Source organism: Mesorhizobium sp. M4B.F.Ca.ET.089.01.1.1 (assembly GCF_004022605.1).
GTDB lineage: Bacteria > Pseudomonadota > Alphaproteobacteria > Rhizobiales > Rhizobiaceae > Mesorhizobium > Mesorhizobium abyssinicae.
Genome location: NZ_RZOS01000234.1, coordinates 1 through 8,940 on the forward strand (window position 1 = coordinate 1; position 8,940 = coordinate 8,940).

Annotated in this window: 11 protein-coding genes and 1 pseudogene; 3 read left to right on the forward strand and 9 right to left on the reverse strand. The window is 65.3% G+C overall.

Annotated elements, in window-relative coordinates; translation table 11 throughout:
* Positions 1 to 106: 106 nt before the first annotated feature.
* The 3 genes from fabI to fabA all read right to left on the reverse strand — a co-directional run bounded on the left by fabI (position 107) and on the right by fabA (position 2,794).
* Positions 107 to 919 (reverse strand): enoyl-ACP reductase FabI, encoded by an 813-nt coding sequence (fabI, locus tag EN780_RS20655; protein WP_127282770.1) that lies wholly within the window; start codon positions 917 to 919, stop codon positions 107 to 109.
* A 12-nt stretch (positions 920 to 931) separates the two neighbouring features.
* Positions 932 to 2,152 (reverse strand): beta-ketoacyl-ACP synthase I, encoded by a 1,221-nt coding sequence (fabB, locus tag EN780_RS20660; RefSeq protein WP_127312204.1) that lies wholly within the window; start codon positions 2,150 to 2,152, stop codon positions 932 to 934.
* Between the two features lie 123 nt (positions 2,153 to 2,275).
* Entirely contained in the window at positions 2,276 to 2,794 is a 519-nt protein-coding gene (gene fabA / locus EN780_RS20665) for a 3-hydroxyacyl-[acyl-carrier-protein] dehydratase FabA (RefSeq protein WP_127390837.1), read from the reverse strand.
* A 266-nt stretch (positions 2,795 to 3,060) separates the two neighbouring features.
* Between fabA and irrA the strand changes: the two genes are divergently transcribed.
* Together irrA and EN780_RS20675 are read left to right on the forward strand one after the other, a co-directional pair.
* Positions 3,061 to 3,492, forward strand: a complete 432-nt coding sequence (irrA, locus tag EN780_RS20670) for an iron response transcriptional regulator IrrA (RefSeq protein ID WP_127286513.1) — start codon at positions 3,061 to 3,063, stop codon at positions 3,490 to 3,492.
* A 10-nt stretch (positions 3,493 to 3,502) separates the two neighbouring features.
* Positions 3,503 to 3,892 (forward strand): DUF4260 domain-containing protein, encoded by a 390-nt coding sequence (locus tag EN780_RS20675; protein ID WP_128275161.1) that lies wholly within the window; start codon positions 3,503 to 3,505, stop codon positions 3,890 to 3,892.
* A gap of 12 nt (positions 3,893 to 3,904) precedes the next feature.
* On the opposite strand, the gene EN780_RS20680 is transcribed toward EN780_RS20675, so the two are convergent.
* Positions 3,905 to 4,465: an SH3 domain-containing protein gene (locus EN780_RS20680; protein WP_127286511.1), complete on the reverse strand. Its 561-nt coding sequence runs from the start codon at positions 4,463 to 4,465 to the stop codon at positions 3,905 to 3,907.
* A 169-nt stretch (positions 4,466 to 4,634) separates the two neighbouring features.
* Between EN780_RS20680 and EN780_RS20685 the strand changes: the two genes are divergently transcribed.
* Complete coding sequence (locus EN780_RS20685; RefSeq protein WP_128275157.1) at positions 4,635 to 5,636, forward strand: D-glycerate dehydrogenase; 1,002 nt, start codon at positions 4,635 to 4,637, stop codon at positions 5,634 to 5,636.
* Between the two features lie 15 nt (positions 5,637 to 5,651).
* Here EN780_RS20685 and EN780_RS20690 read toward each other — a convergent pair whose 3' ends face one another.
* From EN780_RS20690 to EN780_RS20710, 5 genes and pseudogenes are all read right to left on the reverse strand, one after another.
* A complete protein-coding gene (locus tag EN780_RS20690; RefSeq protein ID WP_128275158.1) occupies positions 5,652 to 6,059 on the reverse strand; it encodes a DUF126 domain-containing protein in 408 nt (135 codons plus the stop codon).
* Positions 6,056 to 7,309 (reverse strand): aconitase X catalytic domain-containing protein, encoded by a 1,254-nt coding sequence (locus EN780_RS20695; protein WP_128275159.1) that lies wholly within the window; start codon positions 7,307 to 7,309, stop codon positions 6,056 to 6,058. The genes EN780_RS20690 and EN780_RS20695 overlap by 4 nt, the downstream gene beginning before the upstream one ends.
* Positions 7,306 to 7,794: a GNAT family N-acetyltransferase gene (locus tag EN780_RS20700; RefSeq protein ID WP_128275160.1), complete on the reverse strand. Its 489-nt coding sequence runs from the start codon at positions 7,792 to 7,794 to the stop codon at positions 7,306 to 7,308. Before EN780_RS20700 ends, EN780_RS20695 begins: the two co-directional genes overlap by 4 nt.
* 4 nt (positions 7,795 to 7,798) lie before the next feature.
* Positions 7,799 to 8,548 carry a molybdopterin-synthase adenylyltransferase MoeB gene (locus EN780_RS20705; RefSeq protein WP_127286506.1) on the reverse strand — a complete coding sequence of 250 codons (750 nt, stop codon included), beginning with the start codon at positions 8,546 to 8,548 and terminating at the stop codon, positions 7,799 to 7,801.
* 31 nt (positions 8,549 to 8,579) lie between these two features.
* Positions 8,580 to 8,940: pseudogene (locus tag EN780_RS20710) on the reverse strand (DNA replication and repair protein RecF); the annotation flags it as partial.

The window sequence follows — 8,940 nt, forward strand, 5'->3', positions numbered from 1 at the left end:
GACATGCAGAGTCCCTAAGTTGCGGGACGTTCTAGCGGAAATCTCCTTAAAATGAGTTTCCGCCAATGCATCCAATTTTACCGGAAGCCGAGTATTTCCCGCGGGATTATTCCCGGGCGCCGTCGGTCTGCTTCAATTCGTCGAGCGTCGGCATGGAAACGATGTGATAGCCGGAATCGACATAGTGGATCTCGCCGGTGACGCCGGAAGAGAGATCGGACAGCAGATAGAGCGCCGAGCCGCCGACCTCGTCGATGGTCACCGTGCGGCGCAGCGGCGAGTTGCGCTGCTGGTAGGAGAACATGTGGCGGGCGTCGGAAATCCCGGCGCCAGCGAGCGTGCGCACCGGGCCTGCCGAAATCCCGTTCACGCGGATGCCGCGCGGGCCGTAGTCATTGGCGAGATAGCGCACGCTGGCCTCCAGTCCGGCCTTGGCGACGCCCATGACGTTGTAGTTCGGCATGACCCGCACCGAGCCGGCATAGGTCAGCGTGATCATCGAGCCGCCATCCGTCATCAGCGGCGCGGCGTTGCGGGCCACCTCGGTGAAGGAATAGCAGGAGATCACCATGGTGCGGACGAAATTGTCCCGGCTGGTGTCGGCGTAGAGGCCCTTGAGCTCGTTCTTGTCGGAAAAGCCGATGGCATGGACGACGAAATCCAGCCCACCCCAGGCCTTGCCGAGGGTCTCGAACGTGGCGCTGACCGAGGCGCTGTCCTCGACGTCGCAAGGCACCACCAGCGATGCGCCGAGCTTGTCGGCAAGCGGCTTGACCCGGCGTCCGAAAGCGTCGCCCTGATAGGTGAAGGCGAGTTCGGCGCCGTGTTCGGACAATTTCTTGGCGATGCCCCAGGCGATCGAATGATCGTTGGCGACACCCATGACAAGCCCGCGCTTGCCCTTCATCAGTCCGTCCATGACTGGCGATCCTTATGCGGAATAGCGCTGGAAAATCAGCGTTGCGTTGGTGCCACCGAAACCGAAGGAATTCGACAAAACGGTGTCGATCCTGGCGTTGTCGATGCGCTTGCGCACGATCGGCATGCCTGCGAATTCCGGGTCGAGCTCCTCGATATGCGCGCTCTCGCCGATGAAGCCACCTTGCATCATCAGGATCGAGTAGATCGATTCCTGGACGCCGGCCGCGCCCAGCGAATGGCCGGTCAGCGACTTGGTCGAGGTGATGAACGGCATCTTGTCGCCGAACACCTCGCGGATGGCGCCCATCTCCTTGGAATCGCCGACCGGCGTCGAGGTGCCGTGCGTGTTGATGTAGTCGACCGGCGTAGACACCGTGGCGAGCGCCTGCCGCATGCAGCGCACCGCGCCTTCGCCCGAGGGCGCCACCATGTCGTAGCCGTCCGAGGTCGCGCCGTAGCCGACGATCTCGGCATAGATCTTGGCGCCGCGCGCCTTGGCGTGCTCCAACTCCTCCAGGATGAGCACGCCGGCGCCGCCGGCGATGACGAAGCCGTCGCGGTTGACGTCATAGGCGCGCGAAGCGGTGGATGCCTTGTCGTTGTACTTCGACGACATCGCGCCCATGGCGTCGAACAGGTCCGACATCGTCCAGTCGAGATCCTCGTGGCCGCCGGCGAACATCACGTCCTGCTTGCCCCACTGGATGAGCTCATAGGCGTTGCCGATGCAATGCGCGGAGGTCGAGCAGGCCGACGAGATCGAGTAGTTGACGCCGTGGATCTTGAACCAGGTGGCAAGCGTCGCCGATGCGGTCGACGACATCGCCTTCGGCACCGCGAACGGGCCGATGCGCTTGGGGCTGCCGTTCTTGAGCGTGGTTTCGGCCGCCTCGACGATGGTCCGGGTGGAGGGGCCGCCCGAGCCCATGACGATGCCGGTGCGTTCGTTGGTGATGTCGCTCTCGCCAAGCCCGGCGTCCGCAATCGCCTGGTCCATGGCGACGTGGTTCCACGCCGCGCCCTGCGACAGGAAGCGCATGGCGCGCCGGTCGATCATGGCCGACGGATCGAGCGTCGGCGCGCCCCAGACCTGGCAGCGGAAACCGTGTTCGGCGAAGGAATTGGAAAAGCTGATGCCTGATTTGGCATCGTGCAGCGAGGCCTGCACCTCGTTGGCGTTGTTGCCGATCGACGACACGATGCCGAGGCCCGTCACTACGACCCGTCTCATTCGCAACTCCTTCCGGCGCATGATGTCGAAAACCGTGATCGGAATTCGCAAACGATCATACGCAAAATCAAAGCGCCATGCGGTCCCGCATGCAGAGGGTGCATGGCGCGGTGGTGGCGCCGGTCAAGCCGCCGCCGATTGCTTGGACAGACCCACTTTCAGATCCGTCGCCGCGTATATGGGTTCGCCATCCGCCTTCAGCCAGCCATCGGCGATACCGAGCACCAGACGCCCGCGCATCACGCGCTTGAAGTCGATGCCGTATTCCACCTTCTTGACCGACGGCGTCACCATGCCCTTGAACTTCACCTCGCCGGTCGACAGCGCCATGCCCTTGCCCGGCTCGCCGAGCCAGCCGAGATAGAAGCCGGTCAGCTGCCACATGGCGTCGAGTCCGAGGCAGCCCGGCATGATCGGGTTGCCGATGAAATGGCAGGCGAAGAACCAAAGGTCCGGCTTGATGTCGAACTCGGCGCGGATGAAGCCCTTGTCGAAGGCGCCGCCGGTCTCGCTGATCTCGGTGATGCGGTCGAACATCAGCATCGGCGGGTAGGGCAACTGCGCGTTGCCCGGTCCGAACAGCTCGCCGCGGGCGCAGGCAAGCAGTTCCTCATACTCGTAGCTGGACTTCGAACCCGCCATGAATTTCGTCCCCGTGATCGTCCCGGGCGGTGGGGCGCCCTTGTCGTTGGCTTCCTAACACAATCTTTCCAAGGCCGGAAACCGGCGTTTGCGCTTAACCTGCCCGTCTGCCCGGGTCAATGCGCGCCTGCGCACAAGCGTCTTGCTCTATTGATCGCATTCGGCCGACAGAATATATGTCGGAACGTGTCCAGTTTCGGCCGATGACGTCTTTTCGCCACTCTGGACGTGTTTTTGGGCCGAAAGCGCGAGCTTCGACGGGATAGATGGATCAGGGCAGCCGGAAGGACAATGTCGCTGTGGACAAGCGGGTTCGCGAGGCCGGCCTGAGGCCGACACGTCAGCGCGTTGCGCTGGCCGATCTGCTTTTTGCCAAGGGCGACCGCCATCTTTCGGCCGAGGAGCTGCATGAGGAGGCGATCGCCGCCGGCGTGCCGGTGTCGCTGGCCACCGTCTACAACGCCCTTCACCAGTTCACCCAGGCGGGTCTGCTGCGCATCCTCGCCGTCGAGGGATCGAAGACCTATTTCGACACCAACACCTCCGACCACCATCATTTCTACATCGAAGGCGAGAACAGGATCTTCGATATCGCCAGCGGCCCGGTGACTGTCTCCAACCTGCCGGACCCTCCGCAGGGCATGGAAATCGCCAATGTCGATATCGTGGTCAGGCTGCGCCCGAAGCGCCGCGACTGATCCGTTTGCGATGCGGCTTGTCGATCTCGCGGTAAAGCTGGAATGGTGGGTCGCCGCGGCGGCTTCCGTCGTCCTCTATGCGATGACTGGCGCTTCCTGGTGGCTGTTCGCGCTGCTCATCCTGGCGCCGGATCTGTCGATGCTGGGATACCTGGCGGGACCGCGTGTCGGCGCCGTCACCTATAACGCCCTGCACATGCTGATTGTCCCGCTCGTCCTGGCGCTGGCCGGCCACGTCCTCGGCAGCTCGATGACCACAGCGGTCGCGCTGATCTGGATCGCCCACATCGCCATCGACCGCGCGCTCGGCTACGGCCTGAAGCTGCCCAGCGGTTTTCAGGATACCCATCTCGGCCGTATCGGACGCCGCGAACTCCAAGCGCCTGTCACGCCGGATTAGTTTCAGGCCGGATTAGTTCTTGACCCGTTCGCCCGGATAGGCGCCCCAGACGACCGACTGCGGCAGCCAGCCGGTATGGCCCTCGAAGGTCATCTCGCACCATTGCCCGTCGCAGGCCTTGATCGCGCCCATGACGCCGGGTTCGACGATGGCCACCACGCCCGCGTCCTTGTCCTTGTCGTCGAGCAGATTGATTCGGCCGCCCTTGCCCCGCTGCCAGGGCGCGACGATCGCCGTGCGGCGTCCCGACAGCAGCGACTGGTTGATCCAGCCCTCCGAGCCGTCGGCGTCGCGCACGCGCCGCCAGGTGTCGAACTCCTGGATGATTTCCATCGGCAGGCCGGCCTTCATGTACATCCAGTCGACCGAATAGTTGGCGCCGGGGCCGACGCGCGAATTGACGCGACCCGATTTCAGGCTGACGAAGCGCGGCAGCGGCAGGCCGCTCGGGCCGAGCGTGATCGTCTGCCCGGGAGCGGCGGCGCCCTGTGCCGACACTTGCTGCGGAGAGTAAAGAAGAGCGCCGAGGACTGCTGCGCTGAAAGCCAGGCGGAGCGTCGCGAAACCAGACACTTTGTTTCCTTTCGGCGCCTGCCCGTCGGCCCCGGCGCCCCTTTTTCTTTGTCTTCGGCAGCACCGCTTGTTACAGGAGTGGGCGGATACCGCGATTGGCTACAAGTTTCGCCTGTCTTGGTTAAAGAGGTCTCAACGAGATCGGTTTCGAGGAAGCTTCGGGGATAAAATGGCAGGCAAAAAACGGCCCCTCGTCGTCATCACACGCAAGCTGCCCGACCCGGTCGAAACCCGCATGCGCGAGCTGTTCGACGCGCGGCTGAACGTCGAGGACCGGCCTATGACGCAGCCAGAGCTGGTCGCCGCGGTCAAGGAAGCCGATGTGCTGGTGCCGACGATCACCGATCACATCGATGCGGCGCTGATCGCCCAGGCCGGCGACAATCTCAAGCTGATCGCCAATTTCGGCAATGGCGTCGACAAGATCGACGTCGCGGCGGCGGCGAAGAAGGGCATCACCGTCACCAACACGCCGAACGTGCTGACCGAGGACACGGCCGACATGACCATGGCGCTGATGCTGGCCGTGCCGCGCAGGCTGGCGGAAGGCGCCAACGTGCTCACCGGCGACAAGAAATGGGCCGGCTGGTCGCCGACCTGGATGCTCGGTCGCCGTATCTGGGGCAAGCGGCTCGGCATCGTCGGCATGGGCCGCATCGGCACCGCGGTTGCCAGGCGCGCCAAGGCCTTCGGCCTGTCGATCCACTACCACAACCGCCACCGCGTGCTGCCGGCAGTCGAGGACGAGCTGGAAGCGACTTACTGGGAAAGCCTCGACCAGATGCTGGCCCGCATGGACATCATCTCGGTCAACTGCCCGTCGACGCCGGCGACGTTCCATCTGCTTTCGGCGCGGCGGCTGGCGCTGATGCAGCCGTCGGCCTACATCGTCAACACCGCGCGCGGCGACATCATCGACGAGGAATCGCTGATCAAGCTGATCCATGACGGCAAGATCGCCGGCGCCGGCCTCGACGTCTACGAACACGAGCCGGCGCTGAACAGCAAGCTGCTGAAGCTCGCCGCCAAGGGCAAGGTCGTGCTCCTGCCGCATATGGGCTCTGCGACGCTCGAAGGCCGCATCGACATGGGCGAGAAGGTGATCATCAACATCCGCGCCTTCTTCGACGGCCACCGTCCGCCGGACCGGGTGCTGCCGCTCAAGACGTAGCTCGTTGCGGAGCGCTCAGACGGCGAGGGTGCCGTCGGCAGCGACTTTCACGATGCGCCCGCAATAGGTCTCGAACACGTTTCGAGCGAGCTGGACCGCCATCGGCGTTTCCCAGCCCATTTCCCTGGCGACGATCAGCCCGAGCAGGAGGATCGCGTCCGGCTCGTGCAGCACCAGTGCGGCCGGAGCCCGGCCATTGTGGACAAGCTCCATCAGCACGGCCGAAGCCGAGGACGAGCCGATCGTGCCCGGCAGGAACAGCACGCGCCCGGAAATCGTCTCGCCATGCTGCGGGTGGCGGACATCGGCGATGCGGCCGCTCTTCGGGTCAACGCCACCCCAGAAGCTGATCGGCGCCGTCAGCACCAGCGCCTCGCCTTCGCCGCCCTTGCCGGGCACCAGGATCTCGGCTCGAGCGTTCATGCTGCGATATCCGTAAAGCGTGGCTTACCAAGAACGGCGCTTTCGACGCAGTCTGCCAGCGAGGCGTAGAGCACCGAGTAGCCGGTGTTGCCGGGCGCGTAGTGCGCGAACTTGCCCGAATTCGTCATCAGCACCCCGTTGCTGAGCTCCGGCATGATCGGCGTCACCACCACGCAAGTGTCGGCAACGATGACCACCCCGCTTGCCTCCAGCGCCTTGCGCCGGCCGCTTTGCTCGAGTCCGGACAGCGCATGGCGGCCGGTGCAGGCATAGATCGGCACGCTGAGCCGGCGGCCGGCGATCAGCCGCTCCAGCGCGTCGAATTCGGCGAGCGACAGATGCGGGCTGCCGATTGCAACCGCATCGATCGTTTTCGATGCCGCCGCCGTGGACAGCCCGGCACGGGCCTTCCCGGCCATTTCAGACGTGACGCGGATCACCGTCTCCGGCGTCGCGCCGGCGAGAATCGTGTTCGCATCGGGCGCTTCCGGCGTCACGCCGGCAATGTGGAACAGACCGACCGCGCCGGATGAGGCCGCGGCGGCGCCGAATGCCTTGAGCGCATCCTCGCCGGGGTGCTTGGCTACGCCGGTGACGACGCCGACGGCGTTGCCGACCTCGCGACCATAGAGGCTGCCCAGCACCGGCCAGGCGATTTCGGATGCCAGGAAGGAAGGCGAGAGGCCGGAGACATCGAACACCAGTCGCGCCCGCCTGTTCTCGAGGCGATGCAGGCCGTAGTCCGGGGCGCGGCCGGTGATGGCGCAGGCGATGTCGAGGAAATCGCCATAGCGGTTGGTGCGCGCGCCCAGCACAGAATTGCAGAAAACCACTGCGTTCGATTCGCCCCAGGCGACGTCGCTGCCCAGCGCTGGCCTGTGCCCGGCCTGGTAAGGCGCGCAGGTCCAGCTCTGCTCGCAGCCAAGCTTGCGATAGGCCTCCATCATCCGCCGCGCCATGCCGCGCGCCGGCTCCTCGAGGCGGATGCGCGCGCAGCCCATCAGGTCGAGCGCGCCGACATTGAGCGTCGAGCGCACGGCGACGCGCGCGCCGCCCTCGACCAGCCTCTCGGCGAACAGCGTGCCGGAATCGCCGTGATAGAGCGCCCCGTCTATATGCGTCGAGGCAATCGGGATCAGTCGCGGCGCGCCGAGCAGCCGGGCGCTTTCGGCGACGATGCGCATCGCCATCGCGGCGCCGTCCCTGCCGGCGGCGATCGCCTGTTCTTCCGCGCTGAGGGCGAGGCTCATGGCAGCACCTTGCGCATGGTGATCGAGGTCGGCCGATCGTAGCCTTCATGCGCCGTGCGTTCGGTCTCGCCAAAGCCCAGCCGGGCGAAGGCGCTGTGATTTGTGGAGAGCTCGATGCGGGTCTGCAGTTCGATGGCGCCCTTGCCACGGCTCACAGCAATTTCCTCGGCGGCCCGCATCAGCAGCCTGCCGATGCCTTGCCCCTGAAAGTCCGGCTCGACCGCGAGCTTGCCGATGTAGAAATCGTCCTGCCTTTCCAGCATGAAAACGCAGCCGACGATCCTCGCACCTTGCAGGGCCAGGAAACCCGTCTCCTGTTTTGCCTTTTCCTTGAGCTTTGCCGCGGTCAGCAGATGCGCCGAGGACGGCGGATCGATGACGCCGTCCATATAGGCAAAGGCGCGCATGATCAGCGAATGCAACTCGTCCCATTGCCCGAAATCGGGAGGAATTTGCGTGACGAAGACGCCCGTCGGCCGGTCCATGCGATCAGGCTCTCTTGTAGCGGATCGTGTCGAAGCGCGCGCTGAGCGCGTCGTAAAGCAAAAGCCGGCCGACCAGCGGCTCGCCAATGCCGGTGATCAGCTTGATCGCCTCCATCGCCTGCAGCGTTCCGATCACACCGGTCAGCGCGCCGACTACGCCGGCGACGGCGCAGGACGGGACCAGTCCCTCCGGCGGTGCTTCCGGGAAAAGGTCGCGGTAGCCGGGGTTAGGCTTGCCGTCGGCGCCGGTCTCGAATGGTTTCAGCACCGTCAGCGAGCCGTCGAAGCGGCCGACGGCGGCGTGCACCAGGGGCTTGCCTTCCGCGGCGCAGGCATCGGCCACCGCATAACGCGTCTCGAAATTGTCGGAGCCGTCGACCACGATGTCGTAGCGTGCGACGAGGGCAGGGGCATTCTCCGCCGTCAGCCTGAGCTGATGCGGCTCGACCGCCACATTGGGGTTGATGCGCATGATCGCCGCTGACGCGCTGTCGGTTTTGGCAATGCCGATCGCGTCCGTGCCGTGGATCACCTGCCTCTGCAGGTTGGACAGCGAGACCGTGTCGTCGTCGGCGATGCCGAGCGTGCCGACGCCGGCGGCGGCGAGATATTCGAGCACCGGGGCGCCGAGCCCGCCGGCGCCGATCACCAGCACCCGCGCCCGCTTCAGTTTCTGTTGGCCGGCGCCGCCGATCTCCGGCAGCACGATGTGGCGCGCGTAGCGCTCGAGTTCTTCGTCGGAAAGCGTGGTCATGGCCAGACCTTATCGTGGCGCAAAAACCTTGTCAGGGGTCTTCGGTTGGCCCAACGGTGCCGTGGTCGACCGTCAGGAACTGCGCGCGGCCTGCGAGGCTGGAAAACAACGCCGCGTCGGTTCCGGTCATGAACGCCTGGCAGTTCAGCTCCTCCAGGATCGAGAACAGGGCGGCGCGCCGGCCGGCGTCGAGATGCGCCGCGATTTCGTCGAGCAGCAGGATCGGCGTCATCCCCGACATCTCGCCGGTCAGCCTTGCATGCGAGACCACGATGCCGACCAGGAGCGCCTTCTGCTCGCCGGTCGAGCAGAGCTCGGCCGGCATTGCCTTGGGCCTGTGCCGCACCACGAGATCGGAGCGATGCGGGCCGTCCAGCGTGCGGCCGGCGGCG

Coding starts and splice junctions, on each gene's coding strand:
- EN780_RS20705 (WP_127286506.1), bottom strand. CDS start 8,548: ATGACCACGCTTTCCGACGAAGAACTCGAGCGCTACGCGCGCCACATC.
- EN780_RS20685 (WP_128275157.1), top strand. CDS start 4,635: ATGGCAGGCAAAAAACGGCCCCTCGTCGTCATCACACGCAAGCTGCCC.
- EN780_RS20675 (WP_128275161.1), top strand. CDS start 3,503: ATGCGGCTTGTCGATCTCGCGGTAAAGCTGGAATGGTGGGTCGCCGCG.
- fabI (WP_127282770.1), bottom strand. CDS start 919: ATGGACGGACTGATGAAGGGCAAGCGCGGGCTTGTCATGGGTGTCGCC.
- fabB (WP_127312204.1), bottom strand. CDS start 2,152: ATGAGACGGGTCGTAGTGACGGGCCTCGGCATCGTGTCGTCGATCGGC.
- EN780_RS20700 (WP_128275160.1), bottom strand. CDS start 7,794: ATGGACCGGCCGACGGGCGTCTTCGTCACGCAAATTCCTCCCGATTTC.
- EN780_RS20695 (WP_128275159.1), bottom strand. CDS start 7,309: ATGAGCCTCGCCCTCAGCGCGGAAGAACAGGCGATCGCCGCCGGCAGG.
- EN780_RS20690 (WP_128275158.1), bottom strand. CDS start 6,059: ATGAACGCTCGAGCCGAGATCCTGGTGCCCGGCAAGGGCGGCGAAGGC.
- fabA (WP_127390837.1), bottom strand. CDS start 2,794: ATGGCGGGTTCGAAGTCCAGCTACGAGTATGAGGAACTGCTTGCCTGC.
- irrA (WP_127286513.1), top strand. CDS start 3,061: ATGGATCAGGGCAGCCGGAAGGACAATGTCGCTGTGGACAAGCGGGTT.